22 protein-coding genes and 2 pseudogenes are annotated in these 22,820 nt (G+C 70.1%); 17 read left to right on the top strand and 7 right to left on the bottom strand.

Features of this window, described 5'->3' with window-relative positions; genetic code table 11:
• Window positions 1-39: 39 nt before the first annotated feature.
• The 9 genes and pseudogenes from G6N45_RS03505 to G6N45_RS03465 all read left to right on the top strand — a co-directional run bounded on the left by G6N45_RS03505 (window position 40) and on the right by G6N45_RS03465 (window position 8,239).
• A pseudogene (locus tag G6N45_RS03505) lies at window positions 40-1,379 on the top strand (FAD-binding oxidoreductase).
• Window positions 1,379-2,149, top strand: a complete 771-nt coding sequence (locus tag G6N45_RS03500) for a DAPG hydrolase family protein (RefSeq protein WP_163720428.1) — start codon at window positions 1,379-1,381, stop codon at window positions 2,147-2,149. Before G6N45_RS03505 ends, G6N45_RS03500 begins: the two are co-directional and overlap by 1 nt.
• 165 nt (window positions 2,150-2,314) lie before the next feature.
• Window positions 2,315-2,809, top strand: coding sequence for a flavodoxin family protein (locus G6N45_RS03495; RefSeq protein WP_163720427.1), 495 nt, complete (start codon window positions 2,315-2,317; stop codon window positions 2,807-2,809).
• 31 nt (window positions 2,810-2,840) lie between these two features.
• Window positions 2,841-3,224: an SRPBCC family protein gene (locus G6N45_RS03490; RefSeq protein WP_163720426.1), complete on the top strand. Its 384-nt coding sequence runs from the start codon at window positions 2,841-2,843 to the stop codon at window positions 3,222-3,224.
• Window positions 3,225-3,265: 41 nt separating this feature from the next.
• Window positions 3,266-3,550 carry a GlsB/YeaQ/YmgE family stress response membrane protein gene (locus G6N45_RS03485; RefSeq protein ID WP_163720425.1) on the top strand — a complete coding sequence of 95 codons (285 nt, stop codon included), beginning with the start codon at window positions 3,266-3,268 and terminating at the stop codon, window positions 3,548-3,550.
• Window positions 3,551-3,991 carry an SRPBCC family protein gene (locus tag G6N45_RS03480; protein ID WP_163720424.1) on the top strand — a complete coding sequence of 147 codons (441 nt, stop codon included), beginning with the start codon at window positions 3,551-3,553 and terminating at the stop codon, window positions 3,989-3,991.
• A gap of 203 nt (window positions 3,992-4,194) precedes the next feature.
• Window positions 4,195-5,796, top strand: a complete 1,602-nt coding sequence (locus G6N45_RS03475) for a thiamine pyrophosphate-binding protein (protein ID WP_163720423.1) — start codon at window positions 4,195-4,197, stop codon at window positions 5,794-5,796.
• 11 nt (window positions 5,797-5,807) lie between these two features.
• Window positions 5,808-7,277 (top strand): sodium:solute symporter family protein, encoded by a 1,470-nt coding sequence (locus G6N45_RS03470; RefSeq protein WP_163720422.1) that lies wholly within the window; start codon window positions 5,808-5,810, stop codon window positions 7,275-7,277.
• A 32-nt stretch (window positions 7,278-7,309) separates the two neighbouring features.
• Window positions 7,310-8,239 carry a tripartite tricarboxylate transporter substrate binding protein gene (locus G6N45_RS03465; protein WP_246228865.1) on the top strand — a complete coding sequence of 310 codons (930 nt, stop codon included), beginning with the start codon at window positions 7,310-7,312 and terminating at the stop codon, window positions 8,237-8,239.
• A 1-nt stretch (window position 8,240) separates the two neighbouring features.
• On the opposite strand, the gene G6N45_RS03460 is transcribed toward G6N45_RS03465, so the two are convergent.
• The 3 genes from G6N45_RS03460 to ilvD all read right to left on the bottom strand — a co-directional run bounded on the left by G6N45_RS03460 (window position 8,241) and on the right by ilvD (window position 11,507).
• Window positions 8,241-9,092 (bottom strand): SDR family oxidoreductase, encoded by an 852-nt coding sequence (locus G6N45_RS03460; protein ID WP_163720421.1) that lies wholly within the window; start codon window positions 9,090-9,092, stop codon window positions 8,241-8,243.
• A gap of 69 nt (window positions 9,093-9,161) precedes the next feature.
• Window positions 9,162-9,776, bottom strand: a complete 615-nt coding sequence (locus G6N45_RS03455; RefSeq protein WP_163720420.1) for a LysE family translocator — start codon at window positions 9,774-9,776, stop codon at window positions 9,162-9,164.
• Window positions 9,777-11,507, bottom strand: coding sequence for a dihydroxy-acid dehydratase (gene ilvD, locus G6N45_RS03450; RefSeq protein WP_163720419.1), 1,731 nt, complete (start codon window positions 11,505-11,507; stop codon window positions 9,777-9,779).
• A 78-nt stretch (window positions 11,508-11,585) separates the two neighbouring features.
• On the opposite strand from ilvD, the gene G6N45_RS03445 reads away from it, so the two are divergent.
• The gene (locus G6N45_RS03445) at window positions 11,586-12,191 is read left to right on the top strand and encodes a DUF305 domain-containing protein (RefSeq protein WP_163720418.1); all 606 of its coding nucleotides are present in this window, start codon (window positions 11,586-11,588) and stop codon (window positions 12,189-12,191) included.
• Window positions 12,188-12,493 carry a copper-sensing transcriptional repressor RicR gene (gene ricR / locus G6N45_RS03440; protein WP_057150046.1) on the top strand — a complete coding sequence of 102 codons (306 nt, stop codon included), beginning with the start codon at window positions 12,188-12,190 and terminating at the stop codon, window positions 12,491-12,493. The genes G6N45_RS03445 and ricR overlap by 4 nt, the downstream gene beginning before the upstream one ends.
• 7 nt (window positions 12,494-12,500) lie before the next feature.
• On the opposite strand, the pseudogene G6N45_RS03435 reads toward ricR, so the two are convergent.
• The 3 genes and pseudogenes from G6N45_RS03435 to G6N45_RS03425 form a co-directional block, all read right to left on the bottom strand.
• Window positions 12,501-13,796 (bottom strand): annotated as a pseudogene (locus G6N45_RS03435) (HNH endonuclease signature motif containing protein).
• Window positions 13,797-13,890: 94 nt separating this feature from the next.
• On the bottom strand, window positions 13,891-15,123 hold the full coding sequence (locus tag G6N45_RS03430; protein ID WP_163720417.1) for a lipase family alpha/beta hydrolase: 1,233 nt from the start codon (window positions 15,121-15,123) through the stop codon (window positions 13,891-13,893).
• Between the two features lie 68 nt (window positions 15,124-15,191).
• Window positions 15,192-15,488 carry a thiamine-binding protein gene (locus G6N45_RS03425; protein WP_163720416.1) on the bottom strand — a complete coding sequence of 99 codons (297 nt, stop codon included), beginning with the start codon at window positions 15,486-15,488 and terminating at the stop codon, window positions 15,192-15,194.
• A 175-nt stretch (window positions 15,489-15,663) separates the two neighbouring features.
• On the opposite strand from G6N45_RS03425, the gene G6N45_RS03420 reads away from it, so the two are divergent.
• From G6N45_RS03420 to G6N45_RS03395, 6 genes are all read left to right on the top strand, one after another.
• A complete protein-coding gene (locus G6N45_RS03420; RefSeq protein WP_163720415.1) occupies window positions 15,664-16,677 on the top strand; it encodes a L,D-transpeptidase in 1,014 nt (337 codons plus the stop codon).
• 91 nt (window positions 16,678-16,768) lie between these two features.
• A complete protein-coding gene (locus G6N45_RS03415; protein ID WP_163720414.1) occupies window positions 16,769-17,701 on the top strand; it encodes a DUF4129 domain-containing protein in 933 nt (310 codons plus the stop codon).
• Window positions 17,698-18,180: a hypothetical protein gene (locus G6N45_RS03410; protein ID WP_163720413.1), complete on the top strand. Its 483-nt coding sequence runs from the start codon at window positions 17,698-17,700 to the stop codon at window positions 18,178-18,180. Before G6N45_RS03415 ends, G6N45_RS03410 begins: the two co-directional genes overlap by 4 nt.
• On the top strand, window positions 18,177-19,148 hold the full coding sequence (locus tag G6N45_RS03405; RefSeq protein ID WP_246228864.1) for an AAA family ATPase: 972 nt from the start codon (window positions 18,177-18,179) through the stop codon (window positions 19,146-19,148). The genes G6N45_RS03410 and G6N45_RS03405 overlap by 4 nt, the downstream gene beginning before the upstream one ends.
• A complete protein-coding gene (locus G6N45_RS03400; RefSeq protein WP_163720412.1) occupies window positions 19,145-20,365 on the top strand; it encodes a DUF58 domain-containing protein in 1,221 nt (406 codons plus the stop codon). The genes G6N45_RS03405 and G6N45_RS03400 overlap by 4 nt, the downstream gene beginning before the upstream one ends.
• A complete protein-coding gene (locus G6N45_RS03395) occupies window positions 20,365-20,781 on the top strand; it encodes a hypothetical protein (protein WP_163727709.1) in 417 nt (138 codons plus the stop codon). Before G6N45_RS03400 ends, G6N45_RS03395 begins: the two co-directional genes overlap by 1 nt.
• A 4-nt stretch (window positions 20,782-20,785) precedes the next feature.
• Here G6N45_RS03395 and G6N45_RS03390 read toward each other — a convergent pair whose 3' ends face one another.
• On the bottom strand, window positions 20,786-22,798 hold the full coding sequence (locus G6N45_RS03390; RefSeq protein ID WP_163720411.1) for a M13 family metallopeptidase: 2,013 nt from the start codon (window positions 22,796-22,798) through the stop codon (window positions 20,786-20,788).
• Window positions 22,799-22,820: the final 22 nt, after the last annotated feature.

Raw genomic sequence — 22,820 nt, 5'->3', positions numbered from 1 at the left:
CACGATCCGCTATACGGATCACCCTCGGAGGGCGGAGCAATGGCGGACCTTCCCGACGGACGGCACTTCTTCCGCGGCGACGACGGCTACGAGCAGGCCCGCGCCCAGACGGTGTGGAACGCCCGCACGCCCGAGCGCTATCCCGACGTCGTCGTGCAGGCCGCCGATGCCGATGAGGTGGTCGCCGCCGTGCGGTACGCCGCACGGCACGACATGCGGATCGGTGTCCGGTCGGGCGGTCACAGCTGGGCCGGTAACCATGTGCGCGACGGCGGCATGCTGCTCGACGTCAGCCGCCTCGACGACTGCGACATCGACACCGGCACCGGGACCGCCGTCGTCGGCCCCGGAATGGGCGGTAGCGTGCTGGCCGGGCTGCTGGACCAGTGCGGGCTGTTCTTCCCGGCCGGGCACTGCAAGGGCGTACGGATCGGCGGCTACCTGCTGCAGGGCGGCTACGGCTGGAACAGCCGGGTCCTCGGGCCTGCGTGTGAGAGCGTGCTCGGCCTCGACGTGGTGACCGCCGACGGTGAGCGCCTGCACGTCGACGCCGAAAACCACCCCGATCTGTACTGGGCGGCGCGGGGCTCCGGTCGGGCTTCTTCGCCGTCGTCGTCGCCTTCCACCTTCGGCTCTACCCGCGTCCCGCGGTGTGCGGCAGCAGTCTCTACGTGTATCCGATGCAGTGCGCAGAGGAGATCTACCCGTGGGCGCGGGCGATCAGCGCCGAGGTGGACCGCCGGGTGGAACTGCAGATCGTGGCGTCGGGGGCGGTGCCCGGCGCGGGCATCGACATCCCGTCGATCGTGTTGGCGTCCCCGGTGTTCGCCGAGTCCGAGGCCGAGGCGACGGCCGCGCTGGCCCTGCTGGAGACCTGCCCCGTCCGGGACCGGGCGACGATCGCGGTGCCGTACGCCCCGTCGGACCTGGACACCTGGTACGCGGGCGTGATGAGCAACTATCCGACCGGATACCGGTACGGCACCGACAACATGTGGACTTCGGCGACAGCCGAGGAGCTGATGCCGGGGATCCGGCGGATCCTCGAGACGATGCCGCCGCACCCGGCGCACTTCCTGTGGCTGAACTGGGGGCCCTCGCCGCAGCGTCAGGATATGGCCTACAGCCTCGAAGACGAGATCTACCTCGCGCTCTACGGGGTGTGGCAGGACGCCGCCGACGACGACTCCCACGGCGACTGGGCGCGGTCGAACCTCGCCGCGATGGAGCACCTGCAGACCGGGGTCCAGCTGGCCGACGAGAACCTCGGCCGCCGCCCCGCCCCGTTCGCCACCGACGCGGTGATGGCCGAGCTGGACCGGGTCCGGTCGGTCTACGACCCGGCGGGCCGGTTCCACAGCTGGATGGGTCGGGTGTGATGGCCTATCTGGGGTACCGGCCCGGCGACGCCGACACCGCGTGGGGCGCGTTCTTCGATCCGCGCATGGCGTTGCTGCCCGCCCACGTGGTCGACGCGCTGCACCACGGTCCGCAGGCCGACCAGGTTCTGCTCGACCTCGCTTGTGCGGCAGATCTTCTCGACCACGGCTACCTCGCCACCGAGACCGGCTACGGGCGGCTGCGCCGCGGCGGCTTCGCGGTGTCGGTGCTGACCGACATGCCCGGGGTGACGCCGCAGATGTGGGACTGGTGGTTCGGCTGGCACGGCAGCGATGCGCGCCGGTACAAGCTGTGGCATCCGCGCGCGCACGCATCGGCGCGGTGGGCCGACGGCGGCGGTGACGGGCAGTATGTCGGGCGCACATCGCTGGTCGAGGAGTACCTCGGGTCGGCGTACACCAAGGCGGCCATCCGCTTCGTGCCGCCGGAGGAGCTGGGCCTGCCGCCGCACCGGCTCGGTGACTCCGTGGCGGTGTGCGCGCGGCTGGGGTCCTCGGAGCTGCCGGTGGACATCGGCTGGCTGGTGCACCAGATTCGGCCCACCGCCGACGGGTCCGAGATGCGGTCGCGGTTCTGGATGGGCGGACCAGAGGTCGCGGTCAGACACGGAAACATGTTCGCCAACAGCATGATTCGTCCGGTGGCGGCCCGTCAGCTGCCTGATCCGCGGGATCTGATGGTGCACTGCGCCCAGGAGATGAACCACCTCGCCGGTTTCCTGCCTGCGCTGTACGCGCGGTTCGCTTAGCGCGGCTTTGCTGGCCGCGCTGCTGCTGTTCCTCACGCCCGTGGTGTCGGTGATGGCCTTGGGCGCGCTGGCGCTGCGGTTCGTCCCGACAAGTGACGAACGTCCCGCGGCGAGATGATCTAGCGCCCTGACGCTCGAGAGTGACTCCGGCGCACGATCGCGGTCATGAAGTCACTGATCATCTGTGCGTCGGTCTCCAACGGGAACACCCGTCGAGTGGCGGACAGCATGGCCGAAGTACTGGGTGCCGACGTCGTGACACCCGAGGCGGTCGACGTCGACTCGCTCGGACAGTACGACCTCGTCGGATTCGGGTCGGGCATCTACTTCATGGCGGTGCATCCGCGGCTGTGGAATCTCGTTCGCCGATTGCCGACCGACGACACCGGCACTCGGCGCGCGTTCACGTTCTTCACCAGCGGCGCGCGACGGATGCGCTTGCTGGACTACGGTGGCCCGCTGGGTCGCAAGCTCGAGGCGAAGGGCTTCGACGTGCTGGATTCGTTCTCGTGCCCGGGTCTCGACACGGTCGGCCCGTTGAAATTCCTCGGCGGGGTCAACAAGGGACGGCCGAACGAGACCGACCTCGAGCAGGCCGCAGCATTCGCGGAGCGGCTTCGGCGGCGGGTCGAGATCGCGCAGGCACCGCCCATGCTGTGACTCGGGTTCCCGAGGCGGGTACTCCACGCCCGTGTGGACAGTGAGCAGACAGATCTCCACGCCCGCCGACGCGGTGTGGCACCTCCTCGTCGACCTCGGCGCCTGGCCGCAGTGGGGGCCGACCGTCGCGGGCGCCGAACTCGACGGCGGCGGGTTCGAACTCGGAGCGACGGGCCGGGTGTGGACGCCGGTCGGGGTGCCTCTGCCGTTCACGATCACCGAACTCGACCAGGGGCGCTCCTGGGCGTGGCGCGTGGCCGGTGTGCCCGCCACGCATCACGGCGTGGAACCGACCGCCGGCGGGTGCCGGGCGTGGATGAGCGCCCCAGTGTGGGCGCCCGCGTATCTGCCCGTGCTCGCGGTGGCGCTGCGGCGCATCGAGGCGATGGCGGTTGATTCCGGCGCCGACGGGTAATCCTCCGGCCGTCGGCACATCGCCCAATCGAGGAGCACATCGTGATCGGAACCATCATCGGCGCCATCGTCGTCGGTCTCATCGTCGGCGCACTGGCGCGGCTGGTCATGCCGGGGAAGCAGAACATCGGCGTGCTGATGACCATCGTGCTCGGCGCACTCGGGTCCTTCCTGGGCGCCTGGGTCTCCTACAAGCTGGGCTACTCCAACCAGAACGGTGGATTCAAGATCATCCCGTTCCTGGTCGGCATCATCTTCGCGATCGTGCTGATCGCCGCCTACCTGGGCATCACCGGCCGTCGCAGCAGCGGACGGCCGCGCGTCTAGATGGCGATCACCGAATCCCGCGAGACCGTCATCGAGGCGTCGCCCGCGGAGATCCTGGAGGTCCTGTTCGACCTCGAGTCGCTGACGGAATGGTCCTCGGCGCACCAGGAGGTCGAGATCCTCGAGCGCGACGACCAGGGCCGGCCCGCCCGGTCCCGGCAGGTGGTCAGGATCGTCGGCATCAGTGACGAACAGGTCCTCGACTACTCGGTCCACGACGACGGCGTCAGCTGGACCCTGGTGAGCTCCGCGCAGCAGCGCGCGCAGGACGCCCGCTACACGCTGGTCCCCGACGGGGACACCACGCGGGTGACGTTCGAGCTGACCGTCGATCCGACGGTGCCCTTGCCCGGATTCGTGGTGAAACGGGGTGCCAAGGGACTGATGGAGACGGCCACCGAAGGGCTGCGGAAACGGGTGCTCCACGTCAAGGGCCGGTGATCGGGCCGAAGATTTTTCGGCCTGACCGCACCGACGGATCGGTCATCTGCCGACCGTGCGTTGCCGCTTCCGCGTGGATCAGCGACCCGACGTCGGCGGATCGCGACAATACCGAGGGGTGTGGCGACGGAAGCGCTTGCGGGTGGTGAGGCGCGGTTCTACCGTGAGCCACACCACATTCCCCACCCCGACAAGGATCGCCGATGGAGCGCAACGGTGGCGACGTCGTCGTCGAGACGCTGACAGCACTCGGCGCGTCGCACGTCTTCGGCATCCCCGGGCAGAACGCGCTCGGCCTGTTCGACGCGATCCGGCGTAGCGACCTGACCTTCGTCAGCTCGCGGGTCGAGAACAACTCGGCGTTCGGCGCCGACGGCTACGCCAGGGCCACCGGTGAGGTCGGCGTGCTGTTCCTGTCGACCGGACCTGGTGCGCTGACCGCGCTGGGCGCGCTGCAGGAGGCGTACGCCACCGGCGTCCCACTGCTGGTGATCGCGAGCCAGGTGCCGCGGGCGGCGATGGGCCTGCGGCGCGGTGCGCTGCACCAACTCGACGACCAGCAGCGTAGCGCGATCAACGTCACGAAAAGCACGGCGGTCGTCCGGCATTCGGGCCAACTGCCGAGCCTGCTGGCCGACGCGTGGTCGCTGGCGCAGTCCGCGCCCGCCGGTCCGACCTGGGTGGAGATCCCGCAGGACGTGCTCCTCGAGCCGGCCGACGTCCCGCCGGTCACCTCCGTCGTCACCGCCGTCACGGCGCGCCCGCCCCGCGCCGAGGTGGTCGCCGAGGCCGCGGCCGTGCTCAGCGCCGCGCAGCGGCCGGTGATCCTGGCAGGCGGCGGCGTGCGTCGCTCCCGCGGCGGTGCGCAGGCGCTCGTCGCGCTGGCCGAACGCCTCGACGCTCCGGTGGTGTCGACGGTCGGCGGTAAAGGCGCCATCCGATTCGACCATCCGCTGTCAGCGGCGTCCTGGATCGAGGACCGGCACACCACCTCGCTGCTGGAGGACGCCGACGTGTTGCTCGCGGTCGGTACGGCGATGGGCGAGGTGACGAGCAACTACTTCACCCTCACCCCCAGGGGCACCGTGATCCACGTCGACGCCGAGGCGCGGGTGCTGGGAGCCAACCACCGGGCGCTCGCCGTGCACGCCGACGCCGCGCAAGCGCTGACCGCGCTCGCCGCGCAGGTGACCCCGCGCGCCACCATCAGCGGTGCCGACATCGCCGCGGCCCTGCGCGCAGCCGTCGAGGACAGGCTCGCCGGGCAGCACGTCGCGGCAGAGCGCGCACTGATCCGCGATCTGCGGAACGCGACTCCCGGTGCGACACAGACGTTCTGGGACATGACGATCGCCGGCTACTGGGCGTGGTCGGCGTGGGACCCGCTCGACGGCGAGTTCCACTCGGCGCAGGGCGCGGGCGGATTGGGCTTCGCGTTCCCCGCGGCGGTGGCGGCCGCGATCGGCACCGGGCAGCGGACGCTGGCCGTATCCGGGGACGGCGGGGCCATGTACTCGATCGCCGAGCTGGCCACCGCGCGCCAGCACGACGCGGACGTCACGTGGCTGATCGTCGACGACGGCGGCTACGGTATCCTGCGCGAGTACATGACCGGCGAGTTCGGCCAGGCCACCGCCACCGAGCTCGCCCGGCCCGACTTCGTCGCTCTGGCAGCCAGTTTCGGCGTGCCTGCGCACCGGGCCACCCTCGACACCGTCGGCGAGGTCGTCGCAGGCACCTCCACGGCGCGCGGACCCGCCGTTGTCGTCCTTCCCGCAACGCTGCGGATGTTCTCAGCCACCTAGGAGTTAAGACCATGGGCAAGCCGCTCGACATCACGATCATCGTCGTCTACCTCGTCGCCATGCTGGCGTTCGGCTTCTGGGGCAAGACCAGGACCAAGGACTCGGCCGACTTCCTGGTCGCCGGGCGGCGGCTGGGCCCGACGCTGTACACCGGCACGATGGCCGCGGTGGTGCTGGGCGGCGCGTCGACCGTCGGCGGTGTCGGCCTCGGCTACAAATGGGGGCTGTCGGGAATGTGGCTGGTGGTGTCGATCGCCGTCGGTCTGCTCGCGCTGAGCCTGTTCTTCGCCGGCCGGATCCAGCGCCTGCGGGTCTACACGGTCGCGCAGATGCTGCGGCTGCGGTACGGCGTCGACGCCACGTCGTCGTCGGGGCTCGTCATGGCCGCCTACACGCTGATGCTGTCGGTGACGTCGACGATCGCGTACGCGACGGTGTTCAACGTGCTGTTCGGCACCGATCGCACGGTCTCGGTGATCATCGGCGGCGCGGTGGTGATGCTGTACTCGTCGATCGGCGGCATGTGGTCGATCACGCTCACCGACATGGTGCAGTTCATCCTCAAGACCATCGGCATCTTCGCCCTGCTGCTGCCGTTCACGCTGAGCAAGGCGGGCGGCTTCGCCGGTATCCGGGAGCGCGCGGGCGATGCCGTGTTCGACCTCGGGGCGATCGGGATGCCTACCATCATCACGTTTTTCGTCGTGTACAGCTTCGGCATGCTGATCGGCCAGGACATCTGGCAGCGAGTGTTCACCGCGCGCTCCCCGCAGGTCGCCAAGTGGGGCGGCACCACGGCGGCGCTGTACTGCGTGCTCTACGGCATCGCCGGCGCGGTGATCGGGATGGCGGCGTCGACGTTCCTGCCCGACATCGAGGCCAAGGACGACGTCTATGCCCAGATCGCGGAGAGCATCCTGCCGGTGGGGATCAGCGGGCTGGTGCTCGCCGCGGCGGTCGCGGCGATGATGTCCACCGCGTCCGGCGCCCTGATCGCCACCGCGACCGTCGCCCGCACCGACGTGAAACCGTTGCTGCAGAGGATGATCGGGCGCACCCCGGACAAGGGTGAGGACACTGAACGGGACGTGCACTCCGACCGGCTGTACGTGGTGGTGCTCGGCATCGTCGTGATCGTCATCGCCGCACTGCTGAACGACGTGGTCGCGGCGCTGACGATCGCCTACGACATCCTGGTGGGCGGGCTGCTGGTCGCGATCCTTGGCGGCTTTCTGTGGAAGCGGGCCACCGGCACCGGGGCGCTGTGGTCGATGGCGGTCGGCACCGTCGTCACGCTGGGCACGATGGTGATCGTCGGCGACGTGCTGGCCAACGAGCCGATCTACTACGGCCTGGCCGCCAGCCTGGTGGTGTACGTGGTTGCGAGCCTGGCGACACCGCGCACCTCCCCGGAGGTGCTCGACGAGTGGGACGCCCGGCTCGCGGGGCGGGAACGCGCCGACCGGGTCAGCGCGTGGTAGGCGCATAGTCGCATCCGCCCGGGGAGGCTTGCATGGCCGTGTTCCGCCTGTCCGTGATCGGAGCACTACTGACCGCCATCCTGCTCGTCGCGGGTTGCCAACGGTCAGAACCCGTTTCGGAGTCAGGGGCGGCTCCGAAGCCCTATCCGTCGGCGCCGATCACCATGACTGCCGGCGCCGGCCCCGGCAGTGGCTTCGACCTGACGATCCGGGCGGTCGTCGAGGCGTTGCAGACCGAGCACCTGGTCGACGTGCCGCTGACCGTCGCGAACCGGCCCGGCAGGAGCGGGGCCGATCAACTCGCGACCATGGTGGAGCAGCACGCCGGTACCGACGACCAGATCTCCGTCACGTCGCTGTCGATGATGATGAACCAGATCCGGGGCGTCTCCCCCTACGGCTACCGCGACGTCACGATCATCGCCCGCCTGATGACGGAGTACTTCGTGGTCGTCACCGACCCGGCCGCGCCCTTCGCGAATCTCGGCGACGTCATGACCGCCGTCAAGACCCGGCCCGGCGATCTCGCCGTCGGCGCCGCGAAGGACGACGAGGCGCCGTTCGACCTGCTCGTCTCCGCGGCGCTGCGCGCCGGCCACATCCCCGTCGCGATCGGCGGGCTCAGCGAGTTCGTCGACGAGATCAGGGCCGGGAAGCTGCGCGTACTGGCGGTCCTGGCCGAGAACCCGGTGCCCGGCGTCGATGCCCCGACGGCCCGCGAGCAGGGACTCGACGTCACGCTGTCGAACTGGCGGGGGCTCTATGGGCCGCCCGGCATGCCCGAGCAGGCCGTCGCCTACTGGCAGAAGGTGCTCGGCGAGATGGTGCGGACGCCGACCTGGAAGCGGATCGCCGACCAGCGGCAGTTCATTACCGCGTTCCTGACCGGTGACGAACTGGGCACCTTTCTCGGCGAGACCCAGGCCGATGTGACGAAGGCATTCGAGGAGGCGTCGCGCTGACTCACGTGGGCGGCGTCGAGCGCTTCATCACCCCGTTGAGCAGACGCGGCGAGACCAGGTCGAGTGCCCTCAGCGGCAACGTCTTTCGTGGGGAGATCCGCACCGGGCGCATCCGCGCGGCGTACACCATCCAGTCGGCGGCCTCGTCGGCGTGCAGGGCCGCCAACCCGTCGTAGGCGCGGGTGGGCGCGATCATCGGTGTCGCCACCAGCGGGTAGTAGATGGTCGTGGAGTGCACCCCGGAGTCGGCCAGTTCGTTGTCGATGACCCGGCTCACCGCGCTCAGGGCCGCCTTCGACGCGTTGTAGACGCTGAACAACGGCGAGGACTCCGGCATCACCCGCCAGCTGGAGATGTTGATGATGTGTCCGTCGCCCCGCGCCACCATGCCCGGGGCGAGTCCGCGGATCAGGCGCAGCGGGCCGTAGTAGTTCAGTGCGATCGTGCGTTCCACGTCGTGCCACCGCTCGAGGGACTCCAGTAACGGTCGCCGGATCGATCGGCCTGCGTTGTTGATCAGCACGTCGATCGGTCCGGCGTCGCGCACAAGCTGGTCGATCGCGTCGAGGTCGGCGAGGTTCGCGGGCATCGCGACCGCGGTACCGCCGCGCTCGGTGATCCGGGCGACGACATCGGTCAGCAGGTGTTCTCGACGGGCCACGGCGATCACCGTGGCGCCGCACGCCGAGAGCTTCTCGGCGGCAACCTCACCGATACCCGAGGACGCTCCGGTCAGCAGAATTCTCTTGCCGCGCAAGTCGATCGGTGTGCGCATCGGCACGCGGGGCAGGGGCCGCATCCCGGCCAGCCGCAGGGCACGCCGCACCGTCGCCACCCCGCGTCGCTGGTTCATCGCCTCGATTCTCCGCTATGGCGCGTCCGCTGCGGCGGGATCGGAGATTGTCGCTGCCGATGCTGCCGATCAGCGGGAGGCGACCGCCATCCGTGCCGCTAGCGCCACATACGTCGCGGCGAAGGTGCGCCGCATCCACGTCACCACGCGGGGCCGCCTGATCACGTGCGTCCGCACCCCGGCGGCGAAGACGCCGTAGGCAGCGAACACCACCAGCGTGACGGCCATGAAGACGCCGGAGAGCCCCAGCATCCGCAGGAACGCCGGACCGGCGGCCGGATCGACGAACTGCGGCAGGAACGCGAAGAAGAACAGCGTCAGCTTCGGATTCAGCACGTTGACGCCGATCGCGGTGCCGACGATGCGCCAGGGCCCGGGCGGGGCCGCGGGCGCGGACTCGGTGGCCAGCTCCGAGTCGTCACGCCAGGTGAGCCACGCGAGGTACAGCAGGTACGCCACCCCGAGGTACTTGAGCGTCTGGAACGCGACGGCGCTGCTGTGCAGGATGGCCGCCAGCCCGCTGACCGCCGCCACCATGTGCGGAACGATCCCCAACGTGCAGCCCACTGCTGCGACGATCGCCGCCCGGGTGCCGTGCGCCAGCCCGGTGGCCACGGTGTAGAGCGCACCGGTGCCGGGGGTGGCGACCACGATGAGGGTGGTCAGCAGGAAGGCCAGCGACATCTAGCTGCAGACCGCGCCGCCGGCGGCGGACCCGACCAGCTTGGTGTACTTGGCCAGTACGCCGGTGGTGTAGCGCGGCGGCAACGGCTCGAAACCTGCCTTGCGCGAATCGAATTCGGCCTCGTCGACCAGCACGTCGAGGGTGCCGTTGGCGACGTCGAGGCGGATGCGGTCACCGTCGCGCAGGAACGCGATCGGGCCGCCGTCGACGGCCTCGGGGGCGATGTGCCCGACGCACAGCCCGGTGGTGCCGCCGGAGAACCGGCCGTCGGTCATCAGCAGCACGTCCTTGCCGAGGCCCGCACCCTTGATCGCGCCGGTGATCGCGAGCATCTCCCGCATGCCCGGACCGCCCTTGGGGCCCTCGTAGCGGATCACCACGACGTCGCCGTGCGTGATGGTGCCGTCCTCGAGCGCGTCCAGCGCTGCCCGCTCACGCTCGAAAACCCGTGCGGTGCCTTCGAAGACGTCGGAGTCGAAGCCTGCGGACTTCACCACTGCACCCTCGGGGGCAAGCGTGCCGTGCAGGATCGTGATGCCGCCGGTCGGGTGGATCGGCTCGGACAGCGCGCGCAGCACCTTGCCGTCGGGGTCCGGGGGGGCGATGTGCGCGAGGTTCTCGGCCATCGTCCGGCCGGTCACGGTGAGGCAGTCCCCGTGCAGCAGACCGGCATCGAGCAGTGCCTTCATCACGACCGGCACACCGCCGATGCGGTCGACGTCGTTCATCACGTAGGAGCCGAACGGCTTGACGTCGGCGAGGTGGGGCACCTTGGCTCCGACGCGGGTGAAGTCCGCCAGCGTCAGCTTCACCTCGGCTTCGGCGGCGATGGCCAGCAGGTGCAGCACCGCGTTGGTGGAGCCGCCGAACGCCATCACCACGGCGATCGCGTTCTCGAACGCCTCCTTGGTGAGGATGTCGCGGGCGGTGATCCCGCGGCGCAGCAGTTCGACGACCGCGATGCCGCTCTTGCGGGCGAAACCGTCGCGGCGGCGGTCGGTGGCCGGGGGAGCGGCCGAACCGGGCAGCGACATGCCCAGCGCCTCGGCGGCCGAGGCCATCGTGTTCGCGGTGTACATGCCGCCGCAGGCGCCCTCGCCGGGACAGATGGCGCGCTCGATCGCGTCGACGTCTTCGCGCGACATCAGCCCGCGCGCGCAGGCGCCGACGGCCTCGAACGCGTCGATGATCGTGACGTCCTTCTCGGTGCCGTCGCTCAGCTTGGCCTTGCCGGGCAGGATCGACCCGGCGTAGAGGAAGACGCTGGCGAGGTCGAGGCGGGCTGCGGCCATCAGCATGCCGGGCAGCGACTTGTCGCAACCGGCGAGCAGCACCGACCCGTCGAGCCGCTCGGCCTGCATGACGGTCTCCACGCTGTCGGCGATGATCTCGCGGCTCACCAGCGAGAAGTGCATGCCCTCGTGACCCATCGAGATGCCGTCGGACACCGAGATGGTGCCGAACTCCATCGGGAAGCCGCCGGCCTCGAACACGCCCTCCTTCACGGCCTTGGCCAGCCGGTCCAGCGACAGGTTGCAGGGCGTGATCTCGTTCCACGACGACGCGACGCCGATCTGCGACTTGGCGAAGTCCTCGTCACCCATGCCGACCGCGCGGAGCATGCCGCGGGCGGCGGCCTTCTCGAGACCGTCGGTGACGTCACGGGAGCGGGGCTTGATGTCAGGCTTGGAATCGGACCTGGCGGTGGCGTCTGGGGACTCTGAGGGCATGCGCACGATTATGCGCCTGGCGTTTCACCCGGCCAAACCGTTATCCATACCCCCGTGGGGTACTAGTACGCTGGCCACATGATGCCGATTGTCCGGATGGTGGCCGCCGTGTTCGCCGCCGTTGTGCTGGCCGGGTGCGGCAGTTCGGGGTCGTCGTCGAGCGATGCCGCGCCGACGTCGACCGACACCCCGGTGATCACCGGCGAGCCGGCCGGGTTCAACCCCGACGACGTGACGTTCGCAAAGCAGATGATCGACCACCACCGGCAGGCCGTCGCGATGGCCGAGCTGGTGCCGGAGCGCTCGACCAACGCGGAGCTCGCCGCCCTGGCCGCCCGCATCGCCGGGGAGCAGCAGTCCGAGATCAACACCCTCAACGTCTTTCTGGTGCAGTGGAACGAGCAGCCGAAGCTCGGGCAGGCCGACCACGGCGGTCACGGCCAGAACATGCCCGGCATGGTCGACGCGGCCACGATCACGCGGTTGGAGTCGCTGCGCGGGCCTGAGTTCGACAGACTGTGGCTGCAGTCGATGGTCGACCACCATCAGGGGGCGGTCGAGATGGCGAAGGCGGAGATCGCCCACGGTGAGAACGTCGACGCCGTGTCGATGGCCAGGACGATGGTGTCCACGCAGCAAGCCGAGATCGGGCAGATGAACACGATGCTGGAGGGGAATCCGTGACCGAAGCAGACGACACCGGCGTCCACGGCTACTCCGCGCAGAAGGAGAACTACGCCAAGCGGTTGCGCCGTATCGAAGGACAGGTGCGCGGCATCGCGAAGATGATCGACGAGGACAAGTACTGCATCGACATCCTCACGCAGATCAGCGCCGTCAACAGCGCCCTGCAGTCGGTGGCTCTTGGCCTGCTCGACGAGCACCTCGGCCATTGCGTCACCCACGCCGTCGCGGCCGGCGGCGCCGACGCCGACGCGAAGCTCGCCGAGGCCTCCGCGGCGATCGCCCGGCTGGTCCGCTCTTGAGCTCGGCCTAGTTGCTGGTCGATGGTGGGGGTTCGAACGGTTGGTACCACCACCAGTCGGCACGTTCACCGGTGGGCCCGCGGCAGGGCTCGACCGCTGGTCGCGGCGTGGTCGGCGGCCGCGCCAGCGACGCTGAGCTCAGCGCTCGTCCTGCGCTGTCGGTGACGCACAGCTTGTCGGCGGGTCCGGTGATGGTGATGATCCCGCGGTGGTGAGCGCGGTGGTGGTAGGGGCAGACCAGCGCAAGATTCCACAGCTCAGTGGGTCCGCCGTCCTCCCAGTGCACGAGGTGGTGGGCGTGCAGACCGAGGGTGGCTCCACACCCTGGTACCACGCACATGCGGTCTCGGTACTCCAGCGCGCGGCGTAGCCGGCGATTCACTGTCCGCGTGCTTCGGCCCGCGCCGATGGCACGGCCGTCGCGGTGGAACCACGCCTCGCAGGTGGCATCGCAGGACAGGTATCGGCGGTCGGCGTCGGCGAGCAGCGGCCCCAGATGCAGTGCGGCGACAGCGTCGTTCGCATCGACATGGACGACGACCGTGGTGCGTTGCCCGTGCGGGCGGGCAGCGGCCTCGGCGTCCCAACCGGCCTCCACCAGGCGCATGAAAGCGTCGGCGGTCGTGGGCATCGGCGGCCGCCCATCGGTCTCGACCCGTTGCCTCCAGTCGGTGATGAGTGCGTCCCGATGCGATTGAAGGGCCGCCTCGAATGTCGCCGCCTCAACATGCGGAAGCCTGATCTGCCAATACGTGTACTGCTCATCGGACTTGGTGGTGATCGACGGCTGCGGACCCGGATCGGATGCGGGCCCATCGGCATCGGCATCGGCATCGGCATCGGCGTCGGCGTCGGCGTCGGGCTCGGGTTGAGGTTCCGGCTTGGGTTGGAGGCCTGAGCGCAGTACGCAACTGGCTGACAGTCGCGCACTCGGCCAACTCCGAGAAGTGGGCATCGGAACCGTGAGCCGCCCGTTGGGCAATGACGCCGACTTGGTCCAGCGACAGCTTGCCTTCCCGCAAGCCGGCCACGCACTGTGGGAGTTCTTCGAGCCGATGTGCAACGGCCGCAATGGTTTCCGCCCGGGATGGCGAAACCCGGTCTTCCACGCGACCAACGCCGGGATCGATCGTGCTCCCGTCGCGCCCCAGAGCTGGTCGCGCTCGATCTCCGCGACGATCTCCACGATCCGTCCGTCGATCGCGTTGCGCTGCCCGGTCAGCTCCGCGAGCTCGTCGAACAACTCACCGAGCCGTTCATCGAAACTCGTCGCCGCCGGCTCAGCAGACGCGATTGCGGACATGACCCCATGGTCCCTCCGAGCGGGGACGCCCATGGTGGGAGACGCCCGCCGACATCAGGATCTGTGGATGAATCCGGCTCTGGGGATGGCCCGTTCACTGCCGCGGTGCGCCACCGAGCCAGTGATGCAGTCGGTCATAGATCCGCGGGTGGTTGAGCAGATCGAAGTGGTGCAGGCCCGTCAGCACCAGGCCGTCGTCCTCGCCGAACGGCAACCGCCGGTTGCGGCCCCGTCCCGAAGCGCTCGACGGACGCACCAGGTGGTCGCCGAACAGCACGCCGAGCGCCGTCGGCGCCGCGGAGGTGGCGACGAAGTGGTAGCGGGCGTGGGGGAGGAACGGTGCCTCGCCGCAGCGGTCCCGCAGGAATTCGTCGGGATGCGCGTCGGCCCAGTCGTCGTCGAGCACCGAGCCGAAGCGCAGATCCTTGATGCCGTCGCTGCGCAGGTTGAGCAACTCGGCGATCGCGCGCGTCTCGCGCAGCCGGATCAGCAGCCACGCCGCGGCGTTCACGCCCTTCTCCAGATCGGCACCCAGGTGCGGCGAGCCCAGACACACCACCTGCTGCGTCGCCCGGCTCCACCGGCGGTTCTGTTCGTGGCCGTAGTGGCACGCCGACCGGGCCACCAGCCCTCCCATCGAGTGACCGACCAGCGCGATCCGGCGCACCGGCACCGGCCACACCTCGACCAACCGGGTCAGCAGTTCGTCGAACGCCCGACCATTGGTCGAGATGTGCAGCCCCGTGTTGTACCGGATCTGAACCGGCGTGAACCCGTGGTCGTGACGCAGCCGTTCGCCGTACCACCGCGGATCCACCTCGTCCGAGGGGCGCGGCGGGCGGTGCCACGACGACTCCGTCTGGCACAGCCCGTGCAGGAACACGACGAGCGTGTCGGTGGGCGTGGGGAACGCGTCGGTCACCGCATCGGGCGTCAGCGGCACCGGGCGCCCGGCCACCCGCACCGACATCGGCGCGGCAAGCGCGTTGTCGCGGTCGGACAGTTCGTCGCCGTAGATGCCGTTGAGCGCGGCGATGGCCTTGGCGACGCCGGACCGTTCGTCCAGGGGGGCGTCGTCATCGAAGGCAAGGCCCGCCACAGCCAGCCCGGCAACGGCCGGGGGCAGTCGCTGGCCGGTCGCGTCGAGCGCGTCGTAGACGGCCCCGGCGATCGCGTCGTGCACGATCTCGACCGGCCGCGCCGCGGGCCCGATCGACCGGAACACCCGACCGGCGATGCCGGTGTGCAATCCGCGCACCAGCGTGTTGAGCACGGTCAGTCCCTCCGCAGCCACCTCGCCGAGGGACTCGATGTCCGTCGTCCGCATGCGAGCACCCTTCAGTGAACAACCGTTCTTACTGCAGAGTAAGGTGCTGGCTGCCGAGAGGCAACGTGTCAGCCGAGGGCGTCCTCGATGCGCTGCACCTTCGCGGTGAGCTGACCGGTGTAGCCGGGTCTGATGTCGGCCTTGAGCACGAGACTGACGCGGGGCGCCGCGGCAGCGACGGCGTCGACCGCCTGCTTGACCACGGCCATCACCTCGTCCCATTCACCCTCGATGTTGGTGAACATCGCGTTGGTCTCGTTCGGCAACCCGGAGGCCCTCACCACCCGCACCGCCGCGGCGACGGCCTCGCTGACTCCACCGGTCTCGTCCCCTCCGGAGGGGCTGATGCTGAATGCGACGATCATTCCGCCGAGCGTACGGCTCCCTCCCCGGTAACGCCTGACGCCCGTATGACGATCATCAATGCAGGTCAGGGCCCTCGAATGCGGGGTCGTCGGGGCTGTGAACACCCGCTGGCCAGCACAATCGACTTCGGCGCTGTGCCACACTGGGTGCAGTCGCGGGACTGGAGGTACACGCATGCGGCAGGCAAACAGGACCGGGTTCATCGCCGTGTTGTCGGTGATCACTGTGGTCGCAGGGCTGGTGCTGAGCGCCCCGTCGGCGTCGGCGCAGCCCGGTGTGGCGCCGCCACCGGTGCCGGTCGACCCGATGGCGCCGCCGCCTGCACCCGATCCGCTGGCATTGGCGAATCCGTTCGCGCCGCCCGCGCCCGCCCCGGCCACCGCGCCGACCCCGGCTGACCCGTTCGCCGTCATCCCCGGCGACCCGATGCCGATCCCGGAGGGCACGCCCGCCGGCCAGAACCCGAATCCGTTCGTCGGCCAGCCGCCGTTCGTGCCGCCGTCGTTCAACCCCACCAACGGGTCCATCGCGGGTGCGGCCAAGCCGATCTACATCAACTTCGCGCGGCCCATCGCCAACCGGCAGATGGCCCAGGACGCGGTGCACATCTCGTCGGTGCCTCCGGTGCCCGGCCGCTTCTACTGGACCACCGACACCCAGCTGCGCTGGCGGCCGCAGGACTTCTGGCCCGCGGGCACCGTCGTCAACATCGACGCCGCCGGCACCAAGTCGAGTTTCACCGTGCCCGAGCAGCTGGTCGCCACCGTCGACGACACCACCAAGACGATGACGGTCGTGCGCAACGGCAAGGTCGAGAAGACCTTCCCCGTCTCCATGGGCAAGAAGGGCTACGAGACCAAGAACGGCACCTACTACGTGCTGGAGAAGTTCGCCGACATCGTGATGGACTCCTCGACGTACGGGGTGCCGGTGGATTCAGCGCAGGGCTACAAGCTCAAGGTGCAGGACGCCGTGCGCATCGACAACAGCGGCGCGTTCGTGCACAGCGCGCCCTGGTCGGTCGGCTCGCAAGGCGAAAGCAACGTCAGCCACGGCTGCATCAACCTCAGCCCGGCCAACGCCCAGTGGTTCTACGACAACTTCGGCAGCGGAGACGCCGTCGTCATCAAGAACTCCGTCGGTACGTACAACCAGCCCGACGGTGCGTCGGACTGGCAGATGTTCTGACGTAGTCCTTCGGCGCGAACACCGCAGGCGCTTTCGCGCCGCGGCGGCCGCACGCCATGCCACGATGGGGGCAGGCGAAGGGTGGGCGCGGATGCCCGGTGACGACAAGGCGGTGGTCCGCACCGCCGGAGTGCTGGTGCTGACGTTGCTCGCCGCGGTCGCGCTACGCGGCTTTCTGCCGGGAGCACCACCGCCGGCCGAGCCCGCCGAGACCGACAGCGACGGCACCGGCTCACTGGTCGCCGTGGTTGTCATGCTCGCGGTGTCCCTGACCGCCATCGCGGTGTCGCTGGCGGCGCGCAGCCGGTCGCCCCAGCCGCCGCGCGCAGCCGGCGAGTCGCCCCGTCGCCGCTCCGGCGAGCGCCGCGCGGTCCCGTGGCGGCTGCTGCTGATCGCCGGGGCCGCGTTGCTCACCTGGCTGCTGCTGATCACCCTACTGATGCGCTGGGTCTCGCCCGTCGACGTCGGCACCGCCCCCGCCGACTCCACCAGCCGGCCCGAGCCCACGACCGCGAACCCAGGGCCGCCCGAACCCGATTCGGGTAGCGGATCCAGCGTCTTCGGTCTCCTGATGGGGACGGCGATCATCCTGCTCCTGCTCTCGGTGCTCGCCACTGTCGCCGGCCGCAGGCGCCGTACCGCCGCCGAACCGGTGCTCACCGACGGCGCGCCGCCCGCATCGCCCCCGCCCGCAGGACCCGATCTGGCCAGGGCGGCCGAGCGCGGGCTGGCCGAGGTCGGCGACCGCAGCCGCGATCCCCGCGAGGCGATCATCGCCTGCTACCTCGCGATGGAACAGGAGCTGGAGAAGTCGCCGGGCACCGTTCCGCAGGCCTCCGACACCCCCTCGGAGGTGCTGGCCCGCGCCGTCGCCCGCCGCGCGGTGCACGCCGGGAGCGCGACGCAGCTGGTCGACCTGTTCGAAGAGGCCCGCTTCAGCCCGCACGTGATGACCGAGGAGCATCGCGCCGAGGCCGTCGAGGCGTTGCAGGTGGTCCAGCGCGCACTGCAGGGCGTCTCATGACGAAGCTCGTCGTCGCCGCTGTCGCCGTCATCGTGGCCGCCGAGGTGTGCGCGTGGGCGCTGCTGGACCGCCGCCTGGTGGTGGCGGCCACCGGTGCGGCGATGGTTTCGGTACTGCTCACCGTGCGGTGGCGGCTGACGCAGCGCACCGAACCCGACCCCGACGTCGTGACCGACGGCGCCGGAGCGTCGTTGCAGCGCTGGCTGTCCCGCACGGAGACGTTGATCTCCTGGTCGGAGTCGTCCCGATCGGACTGGGACCGGCGGCTGCGCCCGATGCTGGCACGGCAGTTCGAGCTCGCGGCCGGTCAGCGGAAAGCCAAGGACCCCAACGGCTTCGACGCGACCGGGCGCATGCTGTTCGGCGACGGGCTCTGGCAGTGGGTGGATCCTGACAACATCGCCCGCACCGGGAGCACCGAACCCGGACCCGGCCGCGCCACACTCGACGAGATCCTGCGCCGTCTGGAGCGACTGTGAGCCCTGCGCTGCAACCCGCCGCCACCACCGCCCAGTGCGAGGCCGTGCTCGACGAGATCAGCAAGGTCGTCGTCGGCAAGCGCGCCGCACTGACGCTGATCCTGACGACCGTGCTCGCCCGCGGGCACGTGCTCGTCGAGGACCTGCCCGGCCTCGGAAAGACGTTGATCGCCAAGTCTTTCGCCGCCGCGTTGGGGCTCCGGTTCACCCGCGTGCAGTTCACCCCCGACCTGCTGCCCGCCGACCTGCTCGGCTCGACGATCTACGACATGCAGTCCGGCCGCTTCGAGTTCCGCGGCGGCCCGATCTTCACCAATCTGCTGCTGGGTGACGAGATCAACCGCACCCCACCCAAGACGCAGGCCGCGCTGCTGGAGGCGATGGCCGAGCGTCAGGTCAGCATCGACGGCGTCACCCACCGGCTGCCGGAGCCGTTCCTGGTGCTGGCCACCGACAACCCGATCGAATACGAGGGCACCTATCCGCTCCCGGAGGCCCAACTGGACCGGTTCGCGCTGCGGCTGGAGCTGAAATACCTTTCCGGGCAGGAGGAGACGACGATGCTGCGCCGCCGCCTCGAGCGCGGGTCGGCGGCGCCGGAGGTGGCCCAGGTGGTCGACGGGCACGACCTGCTGGCCATGCAGGAGTCGGTGGAACTGGTCACGGTGCACGACGACGTGCTGGAGTACGTCGTCGCGCTGGCCACCGCGAGCCGGCACCATCCGCAGGTCGCGGTCGGGGCCAGCCCGCGCGCCGAGCTGGATCTCGTGCAACTGGCGCGCGCCCGGGCGCTGCTGCTGGGCCGCGACTACGTGGTGCCCGAGGACGTCAAAGCGCTGGCCGTTCCGGTGATGGCGCACCGCATCAGCCTGCGGCCGGAGATGTGGGTGCGCAAAGTGCAGGGCGGCGACGTGGTCGACGACCTGCTGCGCCGCACCCCGGTGCCGCGGGCCCGGGGTTCGTCGTGACCGACGCCGAATTACGTTGGCGTGCTTCCTCGTTGACGCGTTCGATCGCCACGTGTGTCGCCATCGCGATCGCGGCCGCGCTGCTGACCGGCCGATGGGAGCTGATCGCGTTCGCCGCGCCGCTGCTCGCGGTGCTGTGCTCGCTGGGGTGGCAGCGGCCCGTGCCGACCGTCACGGTCACCGGCGAGCCGCCGCTGCACCGCTGTTTCGAAGGCGAGCAGGTGACGGTGACGCTGTCGGCCGGTGCCGACGACGGCGGCAGGGTCCGGCTGGCCGCGGTGGCGCCGCCGGGCATGGACCTCGACGTCGTCGACGCCGGCCCCGCGCCGACGGTGGCGGTACGGGCCGCACGCTGGGGCCGCTACCCGATCGAGGCGACGGTGCGTGTGCTCGGCCGCGGCGGGCTGCTCGAGGGCACCGGCACAGTGGCCGCCGCCCAGGTGTGCGTGTTCCCCGTCGCCCCACCGCAATCCACCGCGATCCCCCGCACCGATCTGCTCGACCGGCTCGGCACCCACCTCACTCGCCACACCGGGCCCGGCGTGGAGTACGCCGACATCCGCCCCTATGTGCCCGGCGACCAGTTGCGCACCGTCAACTGGCCGGTCAGCGCGCGCCGCGGCACGCTGCACGTCACCGAACGGCTCACCGACCGGGCCGCCGACGTGGTGGTGCTCTTCGACACCTACCCGCAACCGCCCGGGCCGGCCACGGCCGCGACCGAACGCACCGCCCGCGGCGCGGCGCAGGTGGTGCAGAGTGCGCTGCGCTACGGCGACCGGGCTGGTCTGGTCGCGCTCGGAGGTCGCGCCACCCGGTGGCTGGGCGCCGACATCGGCCAGCGGCAGTTCTACCGGATCCTCGACACGATGCTCGGCGCGACAGGCGATTACGAGTCGGCCACCGGTACGCTGGCACCCCGCCCGGCGCTGCCCGCGGGCGCGATCGTCGTCGCGTTCTCCACCATGCTCGACACCGAGTTCGCGCTGGCGCTGATCGACCTGCGTCGGCGCGGTCACCCGGTGGTGGCGGTCGACGTTCTGGAGGGCTGCCCCGTCGACGGCGACCTCGACCCCCTCGTCGACCGGATGTGGGCGATGCAGCGCTCCTTCATGTACCGCGACATGGCGACCGTCGGCGTGGACATCGTCGCGTGGCCGGGATCCGCGACGCTCGACCAGGCGATGGCACTGGTTCCCGAACACCGGGCGCGATGATGACGGCGCTGCGGAAAGGTCTGCTGCCGTTGATGTTCGGCGCCGTCATGGTGGGCGCAGCGGCGCGCACCGGGCACGGGTGGGCGCTGGCGGCGGCCGCGGTCGCGCTGGCCGCCGTCGTGATCGGCATCTGGTGGCGGCCCGCAGCAGGCGCCGCGGTGGCACTGACCGTGCTGACCGTCGTGCTCGCCGCTCGAGCGCCGCTGGACACGACGCTGGCCGGACTGGCCGCCACCGCCTACCTGGTGACGCGCCACGACGCCGCCACCGTTCCGACGATGACGGCCGCCGTCGGATTCGCCACCGTCACCGCCGTCGTCGTCGCCGTGCCGGTCGAGGCGCCCTGGCTGCCGCTGGCGGCGCCGCTGGTGCTGCTCGCCGGCTACCTGCTGGCGTTGCGGCCCTACCTGCGCTGAGCGGTCAGTTCCAGATCCGCACGCGCCGTTGCGGTTCCAGGTACAGCTCGTCGTCCTCGCCGACCTCGAACGCCTCGTAGAACGCGTCCATGTTGCGGACCACGCCGTTGCAGCGGAACTCCGGCGGCGAGTGCGGATCGATCGCCAGCCGCCGAACTGCTTCGGCCTCACGGGATTTCGTGCGCCACACCTGCGCCCACCCGAAGAACACCCGCTGCTCGCCGGTCAGTCCGTCGATGACAGGCGCCTGCTGCCCCTTCAGCGACAGCCGGTAGGCCAGCAGCGCGATCGACAGCCCGCCGAGATCGCCGATGTTCTCCCCGACGGTGAACGCGCCGTTCACGTGGTGTGAAGGATCCAGCCCGCGCGGCGTGAACTGCTCGTACTGCTCGATCAGCGCCTTGGTCCGCGCGCCGAACTCGGCGCGGTCCTCGTCGGTCCACCAGTCCACCAGGTTGCCGTCGCCGTCGTACTTGGCGCCCTGATCGTCGAAGCCGTGCCCGATCTCGTGCCCGATCACCGCACCGATACCGCCGTAGTTGGCGGCGTCGTCGGCGTCGGCGTCGAAGAACGGCGGCTGCAGAATCGCCGCGGGGAACACGATCTCGTTCATGCCTGGGTTGTAGTACGCGTTGACGGTCTGCGGCGTCATGAACCACTCGTCGCGGTCCACCGGACCGCCGAGCTTGGCCAGATCGCGGTCGTACTCCAGCGCGTAGCCGCGCAGATGGTTGCCGTAGAGGTCGTCACGGGCGATCACCAGCGACGAGTAGTCGCGCCACTTCGCGGGATAACCGATCTTCGGGGTGAACGAGTCGAGCTTGGCCAGCGCCTTGCGCCGGGTCTGCGGCGTCATCCACTCCAGCGTGTCGATGCTGACCCGGTAGGCCTCGCGCAGATTGGCCACCAGCTCGTCCATCCGGGCCTTGGCCTGCGGCGGGAAGTACCGCTCGACGTAGAGCCGGCCCAACGCGTCGCCCATCAGGGCTTCGACCACCGAGACGCCGCGCTTCCAGCGGGCCCGGATCTCCTCGGTGCCCGAGAGCAGCTGCCCGTAGAACGCGAAGTCCTCGGCCACCAGCTCATCGGTCAGCAGCGACGCCCGGGAATGGATCAGCCGCCATTGCAGCCAGTTCTTCCACGTCGCCAGATCCGCGTCCGACCACAGTGCCGCGAAGGCGGTCAGGAAGTCGGGCTGGCGGACCACCACCTCGGCGGCCGCCTCCTCGGACGCGCCAAGCGCGGCCAGCCAGCCTCGCCAGTCGAACCCGGGCGCCTCCGAAGTCACCTCGGCGAACGTGCGCAGGTTGTAGGTCAGGTCGGCGTCGCGGCGCTTCACCACATCCCAGTGCGCGGCGGCGATCCGGGACTCCAGCGCGACGATGTCCTCCGCGGTCTGACGGTGGTCGCCGCCGTGGACGAGCGCGAACATCGCCGCGATGTGTCCGGGGTAGGCCGCCAGGATCTCGGCGTGCTGCTCCTCGCGGAAGTACGACTCGTCGGGCAGCCCGATGCCCGACTGTGTCAGGTGCAGCAGATAGCGGCTGGAGTTCTTGGAATCGGTGTCGACGTACAGCCCCGTGCCGCCGCCGACACCGGTGCGCTGCAACGCCCCGAGCACCGCGGCCAGCGCCTCGGGACTGTCGGCGGCGTCGACCGTCGCCAGCTCATTGAGCAGCGGGGCCAGACCGCGCTCGCGGATCGTTTCCTCGTCCATGAAGCTCGCGTACAGGTCGCCGATGCGCTGTTGGTCGGTGCCCTCGGGCGCGTGGGCGTCGCTGCCCGATGTCGCCGCCGACGCGGCTGCGGCCGCCTCCGTGATGAGATCGCGGATCTGCTCCTCGGCGCGGTCGTAGAGCGTGCGGAACGCGCCGTCGGTGGCCCGGTCCGGGGGGATCTGGTACTCCGCAAGCCAGCGGCCGTTGACGTGACCGAACAGGTCGTCCTGGGGCCGGGCGGAGTCGTCGACGTAGCGCAGATCGATACCGGACTTGAGGGAGGTCGCTTCTACCGTCACCCCGACATCCTTCCAGAAACGC

The sequence above is a fragment of the Mycolicibacterium psychrotolerans genome, assembly GCF_010729305.1.
GTDB lineage: Bacteria > Actinomycetota > Actinomycetes > Mycobacteriales > Mycobacteriaceae > Mycobacterium > Mycobacterium psychrotolerans.
The sequence above is the reverse complement of the archived record's forward strand: the minus strand, read 5'-3'. Positions and strand labels throughout refer to the sequence as shown.